Origin of the sequence: Paraburkholderia sabiae, from assembly GCF_030412785.1 — a bacterium.
In the GTDB taxonomy this organism is placed as follows: Bacteria; Pseudomonadota; Gammaproteobacteria; order Burkholderiales; family Burkholderiaceae; genus Paraburkholderia; species Paraburkholderia sabiae.
Window position 1 is genome coordinate 4267264 of record NZ_CP125295.1, and the last position, 21339, is coordinate 4288602.

Consider the following 21339-nt stretch of genomic DNA (forward strand, 5'->3'; position numbering starts at 1 on the left):
CCGGCTCGGCCGAGGTATGGGGGCAACCCGGGGGCGTCGTTGCTTTTCGGGAGCTTTACCGCTTTGCTCACTCGCGATCGGATGTTGCGTCGCTTTCCGGTGATGAAAGTTGCGATGGCGCTGCGGCCGATTCTGCCAAACACACCGCCGAACCCACCGAATTTGTTATAACCACGGTGCGCGCGCGGCTCGCGGCTGCGACCTCAATCTTGGAGATGTGGAAATGACCGGCGGTGCTTCTGCGAAATCAAAGGGTGCTCGTGTAACGGCTGCCAGCCTGCCGTTTCCCGTGGTCGGCATTGGGGCGTCGGCTGGCGGCGTGCAGGCGCTGAGCGAATTTTTCAGGAATGCCCCAGCCACCATGGACATGGCGTTTGTCGTAATCCTGCATCTGTCCGCCGACCATGAGAGTAATGCCGACCAGATCCTGCAGCGAACCACTTCAATGCCCGTCAGGCAGGTCACCAGCGCGACGTCGATCGAGAAAAATCACGTCTACGTCATCGCCCCAGGCAAGCAGTTGCTCATGTCGGACGACCATCTGCGCGTAAGCGACCGGATCGAAGAAGGCGTCAAGATCCTGACAATCGACGCGTTTTTCCGCACGCTCGCGCAGGCACACGGCGCACATGCGATGGGCATCGTGCTCTCCGGCACGGGATCGGACGGCAGCGTCGGGCTCAGCCATATCAAGGAAGCCGGCGGCATCACGATGGCGCAGGAACCCAACGATGCCGAGCATCCCGAGATGCCGCAGCATGCGATCACGACTGGTCAGGTCGATATCATCCTGCCCGTTGCGGCGATGCCGAAAAAGCTGCTGGAACTGTGGCGCAATGCGCAGCGGATCCGTATCCCGTACCCGGAGCCTGTCGATCATCCGGAAGACTCGCCGGAAGTCCAGGGCGCGGAGGCGGAACGCGCGCTGCAGGACATCCTCGCGCATCTGCGTGTGCGTACGGGCCATGACTTTCGCCATTACAAGCGAGCGACGGTTCTGCGTCGGATCGAGCGTCGCCTGCAGGTTAACGCCCTGTCCAGCCTGGAAAAATATCGGGATTTCCTTCGTGGCACGCCCGACGAGACGACTGCGCTGCTGGCGGACATGCTGATTGGCGTCACCCAGTTCTTTCGCGACCGCGAGGCATTCGATGTCCTCCGGGAGACGGTGATGCCCTCGCTATTCCGCGCGGCGAACAGCGATACGCAGGTACGGGCGTGGGTAGCAGGCTGTTCGACGGGGGAGGAGGCGTACTCGATTGCGCTCCTGATGGCGCAGGCGCGCGAGGCAGCGGGATCCGCATCGGCCATGCAGGTTTTCGCCACGGACATCGACGACACGGCAATCGCACGGGCCCGGTCCGGTACCTACCCGGCTTCGATCGCTGCCGATGTGCCCGCCGACGTGCTTCGCCGCTACTTCACGCAGGATGGCGAGCGGTATGCGATTTCGAAGCCGGTGCGCGAACGGATTCTATTTGCAGCGCACAGTCTGCTGCGGGACCCGCCTTTTTCACATCTCGATCTGATCTCGTGCCGCAACGTCCTGATTTATCTCGACCGTGCGGTGCAGCGAAAGATTCTGGAACTGTTCCACTTCGCGTTGCGGCCAGACGGGTATCTGTTTCTCGGGTCCGCGGAATCGGCCGATGCGGCCGATGACCTGTTCTCGGTCGTCGATAAAAAGCATCGGGTGTATCGGGCGCGGAAGATCGTGAACCGCGCGAAGCAGGCGCCCGCTTTTCCTTCGCTGACGCTGACCAGCACGACGGCATCCGACGACGCACAGGCGAGCGCCGTGAGCGCCGGGCCACCGCTGCCGCCGGAGCGCCGGAACTTTTCATTCTCGGCCCTGCATCAGCGCGTGCTCGAACAATACGCGCCTCCGAGCGTCATCGTCGACCGCGAATCGGCGATCGTGCATCTTTCAGACAACGCGGGCCGGTTCCTGCGACACGCTGGCGGCGAACCGTCAACCAACATCATGTCTGTCGTCGTGCCGGAACTGCGGCTGGATTTGCGTACCACCCTGTTTCGGGCGCAGCAGACAGGCGCAAGCGTCGAAGCGAGGCGCGTCAAATCCGAGCGCGATGGCCACACGTCATGGATCAACATGACCGTTCGCCCTTTCCACGATCCCGGTGTGAACGCCAATTTCTTCCTGGTGCTTTTCGATGAAGTTCAGGAACGGATGTCGGAGGAGGACGAGACTGAAGGCAAAGGACGGGATCCGGTTCTCATGCAACTCGAGCGGGAGTTGCAGCATAGTCGCGAGCAGCTCGCCACAACGATCGAACAGTATGAGACTTCCGTTGAAGAACTGAAGGCGTCGAACGAAGAACTGCAGGCGATCAACGAGGAGTTGCGATCGGCGACCGAAGAGCTGGAGAGCAGCAAGGAAGAACTTCAGTCGGTCAATGAAGAACTGACCACGCTAAACGCAGAGTTGCACGCACGGGTCGAGGACACCGCCAAGGCCAACGACGATCTGCAGAACATCATCGTGTCGAGCGAAATTGCGACGGTTTTCGTCGACAAGAAAATCCAGGTCAAGCGGTTCACACCGAGTGCCACACACATCTTCAAGCTGATCGATGCGGATCTTGGCCGTTCGCTGTTCGATATCACGCACTCGTTGAAACACCCGACGCTGGCTGAAGATGTCAAGAACGCATTTGAGACGCTGAAGCTGATCGAGCGGGAGGTGCAAAGTCATGACGGCCGGTGGTATCTCATGCGCCTGCTTCCGTATCGTACTGCTGATGATCGTATCGACGGCGCCGTGCTGACGCTCATCGATATCACCGCGCGCCACGAAGCGGAGGAGCAGGCCCGTATCGGTGAACAGCGCCTGCGGCTTGTCGCTCAATCAACGAACGACTATGCGATCATCGTGCAAGATCCTTCGGGTCGCATCGTCAGCTGGAACGCCGGTGCGGAACGCATCTTCGGCTTCGCCCAGGAAGAGGTAGTGGGCAAGGATATCGAACTGATCTACGAGCCCGGCGACCGTCAGGCCCACGTTGCGGCGCGGGAGCGCGATCTCGCATCGAGCGAGGGCCGAGCGGACGACGAACGGTGGCATGTGACCAAGGATCATCGTCGGGTCTACTGCAGCGGGGTGGTGACGCCGATCGTCGATCCATCATTCAAAGGGTATGCCAAGATCGCGCGTGATCTCACAGAACGCAAGCAGCGCGACGACGCGCGAGAGGCCGCGCTCACGCACGAGCAGACGGAGCGTCGAAAAGAGTCCGACGCGAGCCAGCTGAAAGACGACTTCATGGCCGTGCTGTCTCACGAGTTGAAGCATCCGTTGAATCTCATTGGGATGAAAGCGGATATCCTCCCCAGGCTGCCCCAGACCAGGGATATCGAGGTCGTGCGCGAAACCGCGGACGCTATCCGGCGTGCGGTGCGCAGCCAGGCACAGATCATCGACGATCTTCTCGACCTCTCGCGAGTGCGCACCGGCAAGCTCGCGCTCGATGTTGTCGATGTCGACATCGCGTTGATATTGCGTGAGATCGCACAGGCTGCAGACGAGGACGTGGCAGCGCGGCGGATCGAACTGAAGGTGACAGGGGCGACGCAGGCTGCAGTCGTTCGCGGCGATCGGACCCGTTGCGAACAGATACTGTGGAATCTCGTGACGAACGCGATCAAGTTCACGCCGGACGGTGGGCGGATCGAACTTCGCCTGACGCGCGAGGCAGCCATGGTGCGGCTCGACGTAATCGACGACGGAGAGGGCATCGATGCATCCGAGCTTCCGTACATTTTTGACATGTATCGTCAGGGCGGGCGATCCCGAACGAAGACGGGGCTCGGTATCGGTCTCGCACTCGTGCGACAACTCGTCGAAATGCACGACGGCCGTGTGGGAGCCCGTTCGGACGGGATTGGCCGCGGCACGACGATGACGGTCTGGCTGCCACCGGTGTCAGCTACGGATGACCTGACGCGCAAAGTGGGGCAGTCCCAAGGCTCGCTGAAGGGCGCTCGCGTGATGATCGCGATCGGTGACCCGGAGGTTGCTGCTTCGCTCGAAGAACTGCTGAAGCTGGAGAATGTTTCGACTGTCCTCGTCCCCGGCGCGTCGCAGGCGTTGGACACCCTGGCACAACAGCCGGTCGACGTGGTAATTGTCGATGTCCGGAGTCTTGAAGATCCGCATGAATTTATGGCGCTTGTGAAGGCCAACCCGCAACTCACCGACCTTCGAAGTATTGCGGTCACCGAGAGCGACCGCGAAGCGGACAGGCGTGAGGCCTTCGAGGCAGGATTTCACGCTCAGACTGGCAAACCCCTTGATTTCGGTTCGTTGCTGCAAATCCTGAATAGCTTTGCGCCGTCGCTACGCTCATCATCGGAATAAGCGGCGAAGTCATCACTATCGAGCTTCGCAGTTAGTGCTCTCCCGACGTGGGCTCGTCGTCCTTTTTCGGTAGACGCGGGTTCGTCGCTTGCTGCCTGACGTAGAAGGGAGGGCAAATGAAGCGACGCGATATTGTGGTGATCGGAGGGTCGCGCGGGGCGTTCGGTGTTTTGAAAGCGCTTGCAGCGACACTGCCACCGGACCTTCGTGCAGCCGTGTGCATCGTGTTGCACATAGGCAGGCACGAAAGTGTATTGCCGCAGTTGATGTCCGGTTGGGGACCACTACCCGCGATACATCCCGTCGACGGCGAGCCGCTGGCCAACGGAGTCATCTACATCGCGCCGCCGGATCGGCATATGCTCGTACTACCGGAAGGGCTCAGGATGAGCAATGGAGCGGCCGAGAACTTCGCCCGCCCAGCTGTAGACCCGCTGTTCAGAACGGCCGCCCTTTCATTCGGCGACGGCGTTGTTGCCGTCGTGCTCAGCGGCGATCTTGACGACGGTGCGGCCGGACTCGCTGCGGTGCGTGCCCGTGGCGGATATTGCATAGTTCAGAGCCCCGAGGATTGCGAGGCACCGTCCATGCCCCGGACAGCACTGCAAGCTGCCGGCGCAGACGCTGTCGTTGGCAAAGAGCATCTTGCCGACCAGATTGTCGCGGCAATAGAGGGCGCCCCCCGCTTACAGCCTTCGGAATTGCTTGAAATGAGCTCGCAAGATCTTGACTTTGAAGCGCGGATCGCAGGACGACACGTCGTTTCTCCGGAAGAACTGGACCGCATTGGTGCGCGCTCGCCGCTTTCGTGTCCGGAGTGCGGCGGCATGCTATGGCGCATCAATGACCACCAACAGCTTCGTTACCGGTGCCATACCGGACACGCGTTCGGCTATCTCTCACTTGAGGATGGTCAGGAGCAAACGCTTGAGAACGCCATCTGGGCAGCGATCCGAGCGGCGAACGAACGCATAGTGTTCGCGCACGAGAGAAGGATGTGGGCAGAGCGCGTGGGTGACCAGCAGCAGGTTGCGATCGAACAGGCGCATATTGACGAAACGACAAGGGTGATCGAGACGTTGAAGGGCACGTTGTCACAGACCGACGAGACATAACGCTGAGAGCCTTCACTCGCGGGTTGCCGCGTGTTTTTGGGAAGCTGGCGGTGCAAGGCTTGCGGAAGGACCTCTGGGTACAGGATCAGTCACAGGCGAGTCGCTCACTCGCTTGATGCTCATAAAGCTCGCCGAGCCACGGCACGTTGTTGCGACGTGTCAACCTCGCAGCCGTTGCGTCGACATCATCGATTGCCCGAAGCAGTGCCTGAAGGACGAACGGTTTGGCAACTACCCGATTAACCTTGCCGCTGAAGTCGTCTGCATATTCCCGTTGCAGCAACGCGATGAAAGAGGGCTTGTCGAAAGACGCGTCGAAGCTCTCCAGAAACCATCGAGCCGCGGTGACCGAATGCCAGGGAACGTCCACAATGACAAGCTGTCTGCCAAGTGCATTCGTACGGTCGAAAGCGTCGAAACCCACAGCCTTAGGTCGGCCGTACCCTTTGGCGGCCAGAAGAACGGCAAGAGACTCACGGACGGTTTTGTCGGACCCGACAATTAGCAAGGGACCAATCTTTAATGGCGGTCGCCTGAGTGCGTGAGCGGCCGCAGCCCTCAGTTCCCATTCACACCGCAACCACCGCATTCTCGACAAGTCGTAATCGCGCCGCGCCTTCGATAAGGCAGCGAGAGTGGCGGTGGGATCGTCCGTCAGGCGCTGCACGTCACGAGTCGCTTGCTCCAGCGCGGCGCATGCGACGTCGAATCCCAGCGCGTCATTTGCCGTCGACATTGATTCCATACTGCCCCCTGAGTCGGTCCCAACTCTATCGTGGAGAAGGCCCGGTAAGACATGCCAATAATGCACCGCACGCGGAAATTTGTATAGCGCCGGACGAGATACCATGTCGGGCCGCATACGACGGCTTCCCTGCCTGACGAAAAACGGGCCCGCGTGCATGTGAGTAACCTGGGGCGCGTCATGGACCCCGCGACGGGGCGTACGAAGCTGGAAATGGTCCGCTACTACGAAGCAATCGCACAGTGGGCGCTGCCTCATCTGATGAACCGGCCGCTTGCGTTGGTTCGCGCGCCCGACGGCATCAGCGGTGAACTTTTTTCTAGAAGCATAGCGAGAGGGCTCGCATTCCGGGCGTCATGGAGCTTGCGAAGGAGATGCATCCGCGTCATCCGCCGCTGCTCGTCGCCAACACGCCCGAGGCGCTTGTCGGCCTCGCGCAGATGAGTGGGTGCAGTTACATACGTGGAATGCAGTGGCACCTGATCTCGAGCATCCTGATCGGAGTGATCTTCGACCTCGACCCCGACGCCGTTCTGCCATGGACGATGATGACGGAGGCAGCGATGCTGCTGACGGTGGTCCTTGACGAAATGGGATTGAGTTCGTTTCCGAAAACGAGCGGGGGAAGGGCTTCCATGTTGTCGTGCCGCTGACGCGCAGGTACGGGTGGGACGAGGTCAAGGAGTTTTCGCGTGCCGTCGCACGACATATGGCACGGGTCATACCGGACCGCTTCTCTGCGGTCCTCGGCTCGAAAACCGGATAGGAAGTTGTTTATCGACTATGTGCGTAACGGCTGCGGGGCAAGTACAGTGGCGGCATTTTCGTTCCGCGCGCGGCAGCATGGCCGTGTCGATGCCTTCGGTCGGATCCATGGGAGGATTACTGGCGCACGCGGCAGGGCATTACTGCCACGGTGCCCCGCGCTGTCGGGATCACACGCTAGCTGCGTGCCTCGGTGCCCTTGAGTTCGCTGTGCTTATGCGAATGCGTCGCCGCGTACTTGAGTTCGTAGTGCGCGCCTTTCCCGCTTCTGGTGGGTGGGAAATGTTCGCCTTCCACGCATGTCACTTCGAACGTGCCTTTGCCGTCGTCATGGACCACCGAATAGATACCCGATGTTTTGACAATCTCGCCCGGCTTGAATGAGCTGTCGCCTGCCATTTCTGACTCCTTTGCTGACGTTGGTGCGGTCGAACCAGCAAACGTGATACCAGGAGAGCTTGAGCCAGCTATTCGTTGCGATTGATTCCTGCAGGCGGGACCACGCACGCGGCTGGCTGTGTTCGAACCCGGCGCTAGGTGCCGCGATCGCAAGTGTCGGCCGGGCTCGCTACTTGCAGATGGTCCGGCAGAGGAGGCAGCCATGAGCGATGAGAAGCTGTTCGAGCCCGAGAGCACTGTTAGCGACCCTGTCGAGCAGTCCTGGATACGAAGACTGGGACCCGGCCTGATTACCGGCGCGGCGGATGATGATCCTTCCGGAATCGGCACCTATTCGCAGGCGGGGCGCAGTTCGGCTACGGCCTCCTTTGGGCGCTGCTTCTAACCTACCCGCTCATGACGGCAATCCAGCTCGTGAGCGCACGCATTGGCCGCGTGACGGGCAAAGGTCTGGCGTCGAACATGCGCGTCCATTATCCACGCTGGTTGCTCTACAGCGCGGTCATCCTGCTGGTGCTCGCTAACGTCATCAATATTGCGGCCGACCTTTCGGCAATGGGCGCGGCTGTCGGACTGCTCGTGCGAGGTCCGCAACAACTGTATGTCGTGGTTCTCGGGGGGCTGTCGGTCGTGCTCCAGATTTTCGTTCCGTATGAGCGTTATGCGCGGCTTCTCAAATGGACCGCACTGGCGCTCTTGACCTACGTCGCTGTCGCGCTCATCGTTCCGGTCCGGTGGGGCGATGTTGCGCATGCAATCATACTGCCGCCTGTTTCGCTGACTTCGGACTACCTGACCACCGTTATTGCCGTACTGGGCACGACCATCAGCCCATATCTGTTCTTCTGGCAAGCATCGCAAGAAGTGGAAGAGATGCGGTCGGAGCCGGGTCAGGCGCCGTTGCGCCAGATGCCTCATCAGGCGCCCGCGCAACTACGCCGTATCAACTTCGACACCTGGGTTGGGATGGGAATCTCGAACGTCATCGCATTCTTTATCGTGCTGACGGCGGGAGCAACGCTTCATCTGCATCACATTGATGTGAAGACGTCAGCGGATGCGGCTCGCGCGCTGGAACCGTTTGCCGGACGCTTCGCGTATATGCTTTTCGCGCTCGGCATAATCGGAACGGGGTTGCTCGCACTTCCTGTCCTGGCCGGCTCCGCGGCCTACGCTGCAGCGGGAAGCTTCCGCTGGCGAAGCAGTCTTGCCCTACACCTGACACTTGCACGGGAATTCTACGCCGTCATCGCGCTGGCGATCGTTGGTGGCGTTGCGGTTACCTTCATGCACTTTGAGCCGATTCGGGGCGCTCTACTGGAGTGCGGTCATCAACGGTGTGACCGCAGTGCCGATGATGGTGATCATGATGCTTATGGCTCGCAGCCGGCGCGTTATGGGCGCGTTCGCGGTCAGGGGGCCGATGGCCTGGGGAGGATGGTTGGCGACTCTCGCCATGGCGATCGCAGCAGCGGGAGTGTTCGTGCCCGGATGAAATGCTTAACCCTACTGTATCCAGGAACTTAGGTGGGGACCACCGAAAGAACGGCAGGTGACAGGACATGCCGGATCTCGTCAATGTGCGACCCGGCGTCAGGACTGATACGGTCTACGGTGGATGTGGCACCGGCTGCCACTCCGGCTGTCTACAGGTCCCCCGGGGGCTCATGATTGCGTCGGATATCATTTTTCCGCGTTACCGTCCTTCGCTGCATCGACGGGAGCAATCGCGGTCCAACGGGATGCACACGAGTCCGCACCGGGTTCACTCAATCGCATAACGCATGAGCCGTCGGCAAACGAGAGGCATTCAACCTCAACGCATCGAGCGCCGTTTTGCTGACGGCCAAAAGTGCCACAACGATGGCTGAAAGATAGACCGCCCTCACGGAGAAGGTCATACCTGCGTTCCCCTGAAATCTCTCATGATCCCATCTGTTGAGCAAGGTCATTGCAATCTCGGCGTCGTTCATCATCCGCAGCTCCGGGTTATTGAAAAAGCGCACTGGCGCGCTGATACTCACTAGCAAGAATTGCGCGATGCAGCATTCCGGGAGCGGACACTGGCACTGGAAGGATCGTCAACAGCTTAGGTATCTTGGTTAACCGGCGAAACGGTGCGCTTGTCGTCTGCAGAATTACGCCTCGTGCCGTTTTTACTTTGAGGAACACACCTTTGAACGAACCCGAATTCGTTGCGACTGTTCAACGCGTGACTGCAGATGGCAGTCACGCGTTAATCATCACGGACGCTGTCGCACGGGAGATATTTGATTGACCAGTTTCGGCCGAAAAGTCCGCTGCGCGATTACGCAGTGCGCTGCCCGACCTCAGCACTGTGTCCATTGAAGACGACCATCTCGACACGCGATGGATGGCTGCGTTCGAAGAATGCATGCACCCCTTAACGGTCAAGTGGACTCGCGCCATGCCCATAGACGGTCGTCACGGTAGATAAGAAGGGATGAGTCGCTCGTATGGATACGCGCAACATTCACGGATGGTTTGGTTATTTTTTCGAAAGTGACCGACAGCATCTCGCATACTGAAATGTTCTCCTCGGGTCGCATGCTGCAGACAATCGGAGAGGGAATCATGCAGGCCATGTTGCTAGGCGCGTGAGGCAGCAGTCGGCCATAAGGGGACATCCGGTCGACGCATCATCTGGACATTCAGCAGGCCGGATCGTCCACTTAAGCGGTCGTTTGGTTGCTCAGCTCTGCGTGTCGTGGTTCATCGAATGCATCATGTCTGGTCCGCCCGTGCGTAAAAATACGGCGAGGAGCGCAATGAACACGAGCCCGAAGCCGATGTCGAGAAAGGACGTGTAGTTGAGCGTGATGGCCGGTGCGACAGCGTGCGCAGTCGAATCGCCTGATGTCCGCGCGGGCACCCATCCCGCGGCCATGAAGATGCCCTCTACCACGAGTGCGGCAATAACCATCGCGGCGTAGAAAGTCCCGAACATGAAAGCGGTCATGCGTGGACCATAGTATTTCCGGTAGATGCTGAGGATCGGCAGGATGATCAGATCGCCAAAAATGAACGACGCGACGCCGCCGAAGCTGATGCCGCCATGCCAAAGCACGCTCGCGAGCGGGATGTTGCCGACTGAGCAGGTGAATGATGCGAGTGCAATGAGCGGGCCGGCGAATGCGCCCCACAGCGCCGACAGCACGGGATGACCCGACAGAAAGAACCGTTGCCAAAAGGTGTCAGGAACCCATGCCGAGAGCGCACCTGCCACCAGCACGCCAACGCCGATGTCTCGCCACAACATCGACCACGTCATAACGTAGCTGTGGCTGATCGCAACCCAGCGTTCACGCGAGAACAGATGTAGATGCGAGGCGCCTGACTGTTCGTCCATAGACATGGCCGCGTGACCTTCCATACGGCCCGCGACGCCGCGCTTGGCCTGCTCGACGGCGGCGCACCTGAGGGCTCGTGGCAGGAACAGTCTGAACAGTATCGCGATGGTGATGATCATCAAGACGCCGCCCACGGCTTCCGCCGCAGCGAACGGCCAGCCGATCAGCGTACCCATCAGGATCGCCAGTTCCAGCACGAGGTTGCAGCGAACTGGAACGTGATCGACGAGGTGAAATCGGCGCCTTTGCGAATGGCCGAGCGCGCCATCGCCACGGCAGCATAAGAGCACGATGACGACGCGGCTCCGAGAAGGCTGGCGAGCACGATGGAGCGCGGTGACGCATCCGGCAGCAGCTGCGACATCCGCTTGCGCGACACAACGTTTTCGATGGCGGCGGAGAGGAGGAAGCCCAGGCTCAGATCCCAGAATAGCTGCCAGCACATGACGACAGTCATCCATAACGCGTGGCCCGCATAGTCGAGAAGCGTCACGGTCCGGAACCGAGGGCGACGTTGTGTGGAAAATGGGGACTTCGTCATGACGACCTCCTTGGCAAGGGAGAGTGAGTTCGCGCGACGGGCGTGCCAGCCCGACCACTGCCCGCCTATCGCGACCAACTGTTGCGCAGCTTACGAATGTTGCAGCACACGAGCAGGAAAAATCCTCCTTGCGCCGCAGCCCGACGGCCGGGGGTAGCGCGCACCAATGACAGAAATGCGCACCCGTGCGCGGATTGCCGCTCGCAAGATCCTGACTTGCGCTGACCGACGTGCTCATTCAGTCCGGTAAAATCACATTCCCTTTTTCGGCGGTCGCCGCGCACGGTTGTTGCTCTTGCAAAGGCGAAGGCACCTCGAAATACAGCGAAACCGGGAGACCGACCGTGACGGATCTGAACGACAAAGTGCAGCAACGGTTCGGCGTGGTGCCGAATTTTTTTCGTCTGACGCCAGAAAACCCCGAGGTCACAGCCAACCTCTGGGGCTTCGCCTGTTTCGGCTACCTGGATAATCCGCTGCCCTCACTTTTCAAGGAACGGCTGTTTGTCTGGCTGTCCCGGTTCTGCGAAGTGCGCTACTGCATCGTTCGGCACGTTGGTTTCCTGGTCGGCCTCGGGCGTGTCGCCGGCGACCCCGATTGTCCTCCCCAGTCGGTCGACGAAATACTTCGCCTGCTACGACGACCCGTGCCACTGGCGGCGTCACTGGGAGCTTGCATTGAGCAATGTTCTTCCCTGAAAGAGCCCTTGCTTGACATGCCGCCACCTGACTCGGAGCTTGAATGGGCCATGTTTGGGTGCGCCACCCATCTGTTTTTGCGCACGCCCTCCGAGGCAGCCTCGATGGAAGCACTACGCCGCGCGCTCGGGCCGGCCCGCATGGAAAGTCTCCTGCTTCTGTTGACGTTTATCCGCACCGCGCACTTCTGGACCGAACTACATCCTGAGCTGAGCTTCGAGGACGACGTCCGCGATCTGCTGGCCACTCACGAGGAACTGGGGCAATGCCTGCTGGACGATCCAGCATCCGCATCAGGCAGCACGAGCCAGCGCCTCGTTGCAGAGCTGGATTCACTGCGGCAGGAAAAACGGGAACTCGAGCGGGAAAGCCAGCGACGCCTTCAGAATGACCTCGCAGAAAGCCGGCTACTGCACGAGATCAGCAATGAACTCATCGGCGAAAACCAGGTTGATGTGCTTTACGGCAAGATTGTTGACGCTGCGGCGCGGCTCATGCGTGCGCCGTGTGCCAGCATGCGCGCCCTGCGGATACGAAGCGACGGCACCAGAGGACTCGACCTGCTTGGCCATCAAGGCTTTACGGAGGAAGCCTCGGTATTCTGGGACCGCGTTGAGATCGGGTCAGCAACACCGTACGCGGCTGCACTGGCTAAGGGCCATCGTATTGTGGTTCAAGACATTGAACAATGCGACTTTATGGCAGGCAGCGACGACATCGCGGTGTACCGGAAACTTGGTATCCGCGCACTTCAGACCACGCCGCTGACTTCCCGGGCAGGGACGATGGTTGGCACTATTTCGACATTCTGGCGCGAAGTACGCGAACCCTCGGAGCATGAACTTCAGACATTCGATATCCTCGCGCGCCAGGCCGCCGATCTGATCGAGCGGGCCCACGCGAACGAGGCGCTGCGCCTGAGCGAGAAGCGCCTGCTAACAATCATCGAGCAGTTGCCCGCCGGCGTCGGCGTGATGGATAAGACAGGCGCGTGGACGCTGCACAATTCGTGGATGGAGAAGTATGTGCCTCTCGGGATTCCATCGAGTCAGGGTGACGGTGCATCGCACTGGCGGGCGTGGGACGAGCAGGGCAAACCGAGTACGCCGGATCACTGGCCGGGCCGGCGGGCGCTGGACGGTGAGACAGTGGTGCCAGGACTCGAGGTCGTCCATACAGACGACACGGGTCGGGAATTCTGGATGCGAGTCAGCGCCGCGCCATTGAGCAACGATGCCGGCGACGTCATAGGGGCCTGTTGCGTCGTACAGGACACGACGCAACTGAAGCAGGCGGAACAGGCGCTCAAGGAAGCGGACCGTCGCAAGGACGAGTTTCTTGCGACACTCGCGCACGAGTTGCGCAACCCCATGGCGCCGATCCGCAGTGGTCTGGAAATTCTCCGTCTCACAGGATCCAGCAGCAAGTCTGCCGAAAATATCCACGGCATGCTGGAACGGCAGGTTAATCAGATGGTCCGTCTCGTTGACGATCTGCTGGAGGTTTCCCGGATCGCCGGCGGCAAGATCGAACTGCGTAGGGAGAATGTTGATCTGGCTGTCGTACTTCACAACGCCGTGGAGACAAGCCGCGCGCTCATCGATGCGGGTGGACACCAGCTCACAATCAGCTTGCCCCACGAGTCACTGATGCTTCACGCGGATCCTGTGCGCATTGCACAGATCATCGCGAACCTGCTGAATAACGCGGCGAAATACACGGATCACGGCGGCCAGATCTGGCTCAGTGCTCACCGGGACGGGACGCAAGCCATCGTGTCGGTACGGGACAATGGGATGGGAATTCCGGGCGCCATGCTGTCCCGGATATTCGATCTGTTCACGCAGGCGGAGCGCACCTACAGCCGCGCCCAGGGAGGACTGGGTATCGGACTCACGCTGGTGCGTACGCTCGCGGAAATGCACGGTGGCAGCGTTGAAGCGCGAAGCGAAGGGCAAGGTAGAGGCAGTGAATTTCTCGTTCGATTGCCGGTAGCCCAACAGCCACGGGTTCCCGACAGCAGAGGTCAGGATGCGCGGCAAACAGACGGGTTAGCGGGACGTCGCATTCTTGTCGTCGATGACAATACGGATGCGGCTGACAGCCTGGGGATGTTGCTTGGAATGTATGGTGCCGAGGTCCGCATTATGCGCGATGGACCGGCCGCGCTCGCCGCGCTCGACTCGTATCGCCCCGACGTGATGCTGTTGGACATCGGCATGCCGGGCATGGACGGGTACGAAGTTGCGCGTCGTACGCGCGAGAATCCTGAATTCGCCAGGGTGACGCTGATTGCCTTGAGCGGCTGGGGCCAGGAGGAGGATCGGCGGCTGTCGAGAGAAGCCGGAATTGATCATCATCTCGTTAAACCCGTGGATGTGGCCGCACTCGAGCGGTTGCTGCAGCTAGAACCGAAGTCTGGGCGCAGGCTGGGCTAGCAAACGACCGGGTACATTCGAGGCCGTGTGAAAACGCGCTGGCCACGAAACCTTTTCAAAAGTCGACCCTTCAGATCGACGCGTATTGGCTTGGTAACGACTCGGGAAGGGTAAAGCGACACCCGAAAACCGAGTACTTTTGCGTTTTCACACGGCCTGATTCGAAAGCTGTCGTACGCGAACGATGCACTGAGAGGCGAGATGGGTCGTCGGTTTGGTGCGTTCTTCGTCTGTCGTGGGATCGCGAGGGCAACGAGTGGGTGCAGTCGGGCCATTTCCTGCCGTTCGTCGCATTCGTCATGCAGTTATTCGAACGGCCGCACAGCATCGTATTGGGGACCTTCGGACCTTACAATCGATTGTCTCTGCTGCTGGACGGCGTCACCATTCAAAAAAGCTCATCGACCACGGCCGAGTACTAGCTTCTCCAGCAGGATCCCGGCGTCCACCGGCTTGGCCAGGTGATCGTCGAAGCCCGCGGCGATTGCTGCGTCGCGATCCTGCAGCGACGCGAGACCGCTGAGGGCAAGTGCGTAGACCCGTCGTCGGCCGCCCTCGCGTTCCCGAACGCTGCGGAGCAGCGCGTAACCGTCGATGCCGGGCATAGCCAGATCGCTCACCAGGATATCGAATGAACCGGCTTCGAGACAGGCCAGCGCCTCCTTCGTCCCGGATGCCGTCTGCACCTGCGCGCCAAGGCCTCGCAGGAGATGGGCCAAGGCCTCCAGCGCCTGCCCGTCATCGTCAACGAGCAGCAGCGACAGGCCGTCCAGTGTGGCCGGCCTGTTCGAAGCAGGTGCCGTTGAGTCCGCCGCGGTCACAGCGCATTGCACCAGAGGCAGTCGCACGGTGAGGCGTGTACCGCAACCCTCACCCTCGCTGCTGGCCGCCACCGTGCCCGCGTGTGCCACGACCAGGTGCCTGACGATCGACAGCCCCAGTCCCAGTCCACCGTACCGGCGCGTGCGGCTCATGTCGGACTGCACGAAACGGTCGAACAGATGCGGCAGGAGATCGGGGTTCACGCCGATGCCCGTGTCGGCGACCGAAAGTTCGATAAGCGAGCCCAGCCGCGTAAGTGCAACCTCGACACGGCCGCCGCCTGGAGTAAACTTCAGCGCGTTGCCGATCAGGTTAGACACCACTTGCTGGAGGCGGCGGGCGTCGCCACTGACGACGGCCTCGTCGTGCAGTCCGGAAGTGGCCAGTGTCATCTCCTTGATCGCCGCCGCCGGCCGGTGACCTTCTACAACGGCGCGCACGGTCGCGGCGAAGTCAACCGGCTGGGAGTCAAGCGCGAACCGGCCGGAGGTGATGCGCGAAACATCCAGCAGATCGTCGATGAGTTCTGCCTGCGACTCGCACTGACGCAGGATCGTCTCCGCCGCGCGCAATGCAGTTTTCCCGTCAGTGTGCAGGCCGCGTTCGCTGGCCGTTTTGAGCACCGCCGCCCAGCTGGCGATCACGTTAAGCGGCGCGCGCAGTTCGTGCGAGACGATGCCAAGGAAATTGTCCTTTGCATTGTTGGCTGTCTCAGCGTCATGCTGGGCGGTCTGCGCGCTGTCGACGGCACGTTTGAGCTCGTCGATGTCCTGCACGGCGAGCACAGCGCCGTCGATCCGGTCGTCAGTCGTCCGGTAGGCGCGCACGTTGACCAGCCACCAATGGCCCTCGGCGTCCTGGTATTCGTGCTCCACCTCCGTCAGCCCCTGGACGGCGGATAGCACCATACGCTCCAGGTCACCCGCGGAGAACATCTGGCTTAGCTGCGCCATCGGCTGCCCGACGCTGTCGTGCGGGAAGCCGAATAGCTGCTGGGCCTGCGGCGAGAAATGACGCAGGCGCAACTGTTTGTCGAGCAGTACCACCGGCAACGGTATGCCTTCGACCAGGTTGCTCAGGTCGTCGTTGGCACGGTCGAGTTGCTGGTTCCGCGTCCTGAGCTCATCATTGAGCGAGCCAAGTTCCTGGTTAGCCGACTCCAGCTCCTGCTTGGCCAGTAGCAACTCCTCGTTAGCGCTTTGCAGTTCCTCGTTGGTACTGAGCATCTCCTCATTCGCAGTGCGCAACTCCTCATTCGCGGATTCGAACTCGGCCACGACAGCTTTCAATTGTTTCTGCGTTGCCTCGAGTTCGTCAGACAGCGTCGTAACCGTGCGCTCCAGCTCCTGTAGGTGGCCCTGTCCCGAGTGCGGGTCGGAGTTCATCGTGGGCACCGTGGGCGATTCCAGGGGCAACGGCTGCAGCGTAACCAGAAAATGTGGCACCAGGTCTTCGGCGCCCACGGGCAGCACCTCAAGCGCATATCGCCTGTCGCCGAGCGGCACGCGTTCGCGCCGCACGGGCTGGCCCGTCCGCCTGGCTTCAATCAGCGCGGTGCGCACCGGCACGTTCAGCTCAGGACTCAGCAGGCGCGGCAGGGCTAGCGAAGCTTCGCCGCTTGCCGGCGCGACGAAGTCCGAAACATCGCCGCGAAACTGCACGACATCCCCCTTCTCATCGACGACGAAGCCAGGCGGCGCATAGCGCTCCAACGCCGTGCGGGTGGCCGCTTCGTTAACGGGATCCACGGGCTGCGTCCGGCGAGCGGGTGACGCGCCACCTTCGCTGGACCATGGCCGCAATGCATCAATCGGGAAGACCGCCTGCTGCCGCCTGGCAACCGGAATTTTTCGATAGAGGTGTGGCGCGCCGGCGTGCTCGAATCCGTCCGCACCCGATGCCGCCTCGGCGCGCCCGAGCAAGACGAAGCCGTCGGGGCGACAGGCGTAGTGCAACGCCTCCAGCGCGTGCTGCTGCGCCTCCTTGCGCAGGTAGATCAGGAGGTTCCGGCAGCTGATCAGGCCCATCCCGGAGAAAGGAGCGTGCGCCAGCACATTGTGCCGCGCGAACACACACATATCGCGAATCGACTTGCGCACAACGTAGCCACCGGATGTCGCGGCGAAAGTGCTCTCGCGGAAAGCCTCGGGCACGTCGTCGACCGAGCCTGAACTGTACCGGCCCGCGCGGGCGATCTCGATCGACGCCTCGTTGATGTCGGTGCCAAAGATCTGCACCCGGCGGTGCAGCGCTGCGCGATCGAGCGCGTCCTTCAGCAGGGTGGCGATAGTGTAGACCTCTTCGCCCGTCGAGCAGGCGGGCACCCAGACACGGATCGGATCGTCCTTGATTTCCAGCAGGGCCGGAATCACTGATTGGCGCAGCACGTTGACGAACTCGGCATCGCGGAAAAAAGCCGTCACGCCGATCAGGATGTCGTCCCGTAGCGCCGCAGCTTCTCGTGCATCGCTACGCAGTAATTGCAGGTAGGCGCCGACATCGCGGTCCTTCTGCAGCAGCACGCGACGGAAGAAGCGCCTACGGAGGTTCACGTCCTTGACGTAGCCGAGGTTGATGCCGGTCTTCTGCTGCACAACCGACAGCGCAACACCGAGCGCGTCGGCGTCGCCCGTCTGCGCATCGGCTACCTCGTCCCCGCGGACCGGATCGCCGAAGCGCCGGACCAGGCATCCGGCGATATCTTCCGGCGGCAGTACCTCGTCAACGAGGCCGGTGTCGATCGCGGCTGTTGGCATGCCCTGGTGACTGGCCGTCTGCGGCTTCTGCGCGATGACAAAGCCACCGGAGGCCTTCAGGTCCACCAGACCACCCGCTCCATCCTGGCCCGTGCCGGAAAGGATAACTGCCGCGCCGTTCACGTCCGGGTCCTGCGCAAGCGAAGCCAGGCAGGCGTCGATCACCAAATTCGGGCCGGTCTGACGGCGGGTGAGGCGGAAGTGGCCGTCAAGCGCGATTACACCGGCGTTTTCCGGGAGTACGTAGACCCGGTCGTGCTCAATTTTGCGTAGATGGACCAGTTTCTCGACCGGCACGCGGGAACCTGGCTGAAGAATGTCAGCAAGCTGGCTTTCCCCGCCCGGATCAAGATGTGTGATTACGAGTACGGCAAAGCCCGATTCTTGTGGTAGCGCGGTGACGATCGTGCGTAGCTCGTTCAGGCTGCCCGCCGATCCCGCCAGCACGACCACCCGCAATAGCTCTGGTGGCAACGACCCCATGGTCGCACTCCCGCTTGTTCTAATGGTGATATGGGCGGCAGTCTAACCTGTCGCGGAAGAACATGTGAGAGGGCGAGCAACGGCCGTGCCAATCGACTACGTACCGTTGGCATCGTCGCTAACTGGGTTTTCCACTTTGTGGCGATGGACAGGTGAGCAGCCGACCCGGGGTGTCTGACCGTTGGCTGATGGAACTCCGTCCGAGGTCGTCTGAGCCGTCCTTCACGCCGTGTGTCCACTTACGCGTAGCACTTGTCCATTGGAGCCGCGCGCCAGCGGTTAAGATGAGACAAATTTGGAACGGAAACCCTTGTAGCGAAAAACATGAGCAATTCGATGAGAAATCAACCCGCCACATATGGATCGGAACAGCAGTTCCGCATCCTTGTGCAGGGCGTAACCGACTATGCGATCTTCATGCTCTCTCCGACGGGAATCGTGACCAGCTGGAACGTGGGCGCACAGCGGATCAAGGGATACAGCGAGGCGGAGATCATCGGGCAGCATTTTTCGTGCTTCTACACCGACGAGGACCGGGCGGCGGGGTTACCCGCACAAATCCTGGCCACGGCAGCAAGAGACGGTCGCGCCGAGCGTGAAGGATGGCGCGTCCGGAGCGACGGCACCCGGTTCTGGGCGCATGTGGTTGTCGATGCGATTCGTGACGAGACGGGAACCCTTCTCGGCTTTGCGAAAGTGACGCGCGACATCACGGAGCGCAGCGAGGCGGCGGCAGCACTTGAAAAGGCAAACGCCGCGCTGTTCCAGGCGCAGAAGATGGAAGCGATCGGGAGACTGACAGGCGGTGTCGCCCATGACTTCAATAATCTGCTATCGGTACTGTCCAACGGTTTGCAGATTCTGGCAATGCAGTCAAGAACGCCGCTCGACATGAAGATGATCGAAGGCATGCGGCGCGCAGTTGAGCGCGGCGCCTCGCTCACGCAGCAGCTATTGTCGTTTGCGCGCCAACAGCCGTTGCAGGCACAGGTCTATGACCTCAATGCGCTGATCGGCGATTTCGAGCCGATGCTGAGGCGTGCCGGCAACCAGCAGATACATTGCGAACTCGCTTTGCACACACGCGAGACTTTTGCGCTTGTTGACGCTGCACGTTTCGAAGCTGCGCTGCTAAACCTTGTCGTCAACGCCGTCGACGCGATGCCGGAAGGCGGTGCGATAACCATAAAAACCGAGTTCGTCGAATCCCGCCTTCCGGTGACGGTGGCGCTCCCGGCAGGCAATTACGTTCGCATTTCGGTAGCGGACACTGGCTCGGGCATGTCGGAAGATGTGCTGGCGCAGGCGCTCGACCCCTTCTTCACGACGAAGCCGGCTGGCAAGGGCACAGGCCTTGGGCTTAGCCAGGTGTACGGCTTTATCACGCAGTCTGGCGGCGATGTCGTTATCTCAAGCAAAGTCGGTAACGGTACGACAGTTGACCTGTACCTGCCGGCCTCCCAACCTGTTGGTGCCGTGCAGTTAGCCGCGTCAAAAAGGAAGGTCGAGACGGTGTTGCTCGTCGAGGATGAGCCCGACGTGCTGGCCGTTGCCACCGAGCTGTTTGTAAGCATCGGTTATGAAGTTGTGCCAGCCAGCGGCGCATCGGAGGCTGTCGACATACTCAGCCAGCGGCAGGACATCGGTGTGCTGTTCGCCGATATCACGATGCCACGCGGCATGAGCGGCATCGACCTCGCTTGCCAGGTCCGCGAGGCGCACCCCGGCATCAAGATCGTGCTGACGTCGGGCTATCCACAGGCCGCATTGCGCAACGAGCATGCGGTCCTCAGCGACTTTACCTTTGTTCACAAGCCGTATCGGCTCGCGGATCTTGCGAAGGCACTGCGCGCATGATGCCTCAGTGCTGCAGGGAGTCGGCGTTGTCGTTGCAGTTGCGGCAGAGCCGAGTCGTTCGAGTCATTCGTGCCACGCTTGAAACGATTCTGGCTGGCGAGGCTCTGCTTCGTGCACTTGTCTTTCAGGCAGACTAGGTGCGTCGCTGTGCGATGTTCGTCACGCAAAATGGCAGTGCTTCAACCGGCGTCATCGGCATTCACAAGTTTGCGTCTGAGACAGCGGGTCTACCCAATAGTCGATGCCCGTGCAAAGCTGACCCGCCTGAGGCCGTCGGACCCACGGCATCGATTTTTGACGCGAGCCGTGCCTGAAGCTTGTCTTTCAATGACCTGATCGACCCCGGGAATGGCCATTGACCTTACGCGGACTGAATGGCTCCGCAGGGTCGAGTTCAGGCATCCGAAAAGTCGCATCCGGAATCCGCTGCGGCCGTGAGCATCGACCGACGGCAGGCGGGAGCACCGCAACGACATGCATAGTGGGCGCGGAGCTCGTCGGTGATCTCGCCATCGACGCTCAGCCCATAGTCAATAAACAGTCCTCGCCCGGCTGAATGTCGACGAGCGCATGGATGAAGACGCGCTGACGCGTCTCGATGGCCTCGCAGTTTGGCGCGCACGGGTGATTGATGAAGCGTGCGCTGTTGCCGCCACGGCTGCCGTCGATCACGTGCCCATCCGACAGACCAAGGACAAACGTGTGGCCATCGTCGGCTCGCTGACGGGCATCCGCGCGTCGCCAGCTGGTCACCTCGCCCGTGTACTTGATGAGCCGCTCGCCTGCCGCGACAGGCAGCAGGGCAAACACGCCCTTGCCGTGTACCGGTAAGCGTCGTGAGGTGATACGCCGTCGTTGCATTGAACCGTTTCCCTTGCGTCACACATGCAATCAGGTGATTGCGCGAGCTGCGAAGCTTAGCGCTGCAGGCGGGCGCTTTCAACCCGCATCGTGAACATGGATGCAACTA

General features: G+C 60.9%; 9 protein-coding genes and 4 pseudogenes. 7 read left to right on the forward strand and 6 right to left on the reverse strand.

What is annotated here, in order from left to right; all coding sequences use genetic code 11:
- The first annotated feature begins 223 nt into the window (after positions 1-223).
- Together QEN71_RS19185 and QEN71_RS19190 are read left to right on the forward strand one after the other, a co-directional pair.
- Positions 224-4378 (forward strand): CheR family methyltransferase, encoded by a 4155-nt coding sequence (locus tag QEN71_RS19185; RefSeq protein ID WP_201650565.1) that lies wholly within the window; start codon positions 224-226, stop codon positions 4376-4378.
- Positions 4379-4494: 116 nt separating this feature from the next.
- Positions 4495-5493 (forward strand): chemotaxis protein CheB, encoded by a 999-nt coding sequence (locus QEN71_RS19190; protein ID WP_201650563.1) that lies wholly within the window; start codon positions 4495-4497, stop codon positions 5491-5493.
- 85 nt (positions 5494-5578) lie between these two features.
- On the opposite strand, the gene QEN71_RS19195 is transcribed toward QEN71_RS19190, so the two are convergent.
- Positions 5579-6229 carry a response regulator receiver protein gene (locus QEN71_RS19195; RefSeq protein WP_201650560.1) on the reverse strand — a complete coding sequence of 217 codons (651 nt, stop codon included), beginning with the start codon at positions 6227-6229 and terminating at the stop codon, positions 5579-5581.
- Between the two features lie 222 nt (positions 6230-6451).
- On the opposite strand from QEN71_RS19195, the gene ligD (QEN71_RS44790) reads away from it, so the two are divergent.
- Complete coding sequence (gene ligD, locus QEN71_RS44790) at positions 6452-6682, forward strand: non-homologous end-joining DNA ligase LigD (protein WP_342965433.1); 231 nt, start codon at positions 6452-6454, stop codon at positions 6680-6682.
- Positions 6613-7206, forward strand: a pseudogene (gene ligD / locus QEN71_RS44795) (non-homologous end-joining DNA ligase LigD). The gene ligD (QEN71_RS44790) and the pseudogene ligD (QEN71_RS44795) overlap by 70 nt, the downstream one beginning before the upstream one ends.
- Here ligD (QEN71_RS44795) and QEN71_RS19205 read toward each other — a convergent pair.
- Positions 7181-7402, reverse strand: a complete 222-nt coding sequence (locus QEN71_RS19205) for a hypothetical protein (RefSeq protein WP_201650557.1) — start codon at positions 7400-7402, stop codon at positions 7181-7183. The pseudogene ligD (QEN71_RS44795) and the gene QEN71_RS19205 overlap by 26 nt on opposite strands.
- 202 nt (positions 7403-7604) lie before the next feature.
- Here QEN71_RS19205 and QEN71_RS19210 point away from each other — a divergent pair.
- Positions 7605-8897 (forward strand): annotated as a pseudogene (locus QEN71_RS19210) (NRAMP family divalent metal transporter).
- 274 nt (positions 8898-9171) lie between these two features.
- Here the strand turns inward: QEN71_RS19210 and QEN71_RS19215 are convergent.
- Entirely contained in the window at positions 9172-9378 is a 207-nt protein-coding gene (locus QEN71_RS19215) for a hypothetical protein (protein WP_201650554.1), read from the reverse strand.
- 737 nt (positions 9379-10115) lie between these two features.
- Positions 10116-11314, reverse strand: a pseudogene (locus QEN71_RS19220) (permease).
- Between the two features lie 344 nt (positions 11315-11658).
- On the opposite strand from QEN71_RS19220, the gene QEN71_RS19225 reads away from it, so the two are divergent.
- Entirely contained in the window at positions 11659-14451 is a 2793-nt protein-coding gene (locus tag QEN71_RS19225; protein ID WP_233471800.1) for a hybrid sensor histidine kinase/response regulator, read from the forward strand.
- Between the two features lie 398 nt (positions 14452-14849).
- Here QEN71_RS19225 and QEN71_RS19230 read toward each other — a convergent pair whose 3' ends face one another.
- Entirely contained in the window at positions 14850-18512 is a 3663-nt protein-coding gene (locus tag QEN71_RS19230) for a CheR family methyltransferase (protein WP_201650551.1), read from the reverse strand.
- Positions 18513-18836: 324 nt separating this feature from the next.
- Between QEN71_RS19230 and QEN71_RS19235 the strand changes: the two genes are divergently transcribed.
- The gene (locus QEN71_RS19235) at positions 18837-20369 is read left to right on the forward strand and encodes an ATP-binding protein (RefSeq protein WP_201650548.1); all 1533 of its coding nucleotides are present in this window, start codon (positions 18837-18839) and stop codon (positions 20367-20369) included.
- A 394-nt stretch (positions 20370-20763) separates the two neighbouring features.
- Here QEN71_RS19235 and QEN71_RS19240 read toward each other — a convergent pair.
- A pseudogene (locus QEN71_RS19240) lies at positions 20764-21230 on the reverse strand (SET domain-containing protein).
- Positions 21231-21339 lie beyond the last annotated feature (109 nt).

Bases quoted from the DNA above. Each gene is read 5' to 3' on its own strand.
- QEN71_RS19185 (WP_201650565.1), top strand. From the start codon at position 224: ATGACCGGCGGTGCTTCTGCGAAATCAAAGGGTGCTCGTGTAACGGCT.
- QEN71_RS19190 (WP_201650563.1), top strand. From the start codon at position 4,495: ATGAAGCGACGCGATATTGTGGTGATCGGAGGGTCGCGCGGGGCGTTC.
- QEN71_RS19195 (WP_201650560.1), bottom strand. From the start codon at position 6,229: ATGTCGACGGCAAATGACGCGCTGGGATTCGACGTCGCATGCGCCGCG.
- ligD (WP_342965433.1), top strand. From the start codon at position 6,452: ATGGTCCGCTACTACGAAGCAATCGCACAGTGGGCGCTGCCTCATCTG.
- QEN71_RS19205 (WP_201650557.1), bottom strand. From the start codon at position 7,402: ATGGCAGGCGACAGCTCATTCAAGCCGGGCGAGATTGTCAAAACATCG.
- QEN71_RS19215 (WP_201650554.1), bottom strand. From the start codon at position 9,378: ATGATGAACGACGCCGAGATTGCAATGACCTTGCTCAACAGATGGGAT.
- QEN71_RS19230 (WP_201650551.1), bottom strand. From the start codon at position 18,512: ATGGGGTCGTTGCCACCAGAGCTATTGCGGGTGGTCGTGCTGGCGGGA.
- QEN71_RS19235 (WP_201650548.1), top strand. From the start codon at position 18,837: ATGAGCAATTCGATGAGAAATCAACCCGCCACATATGGATCGGAACAG.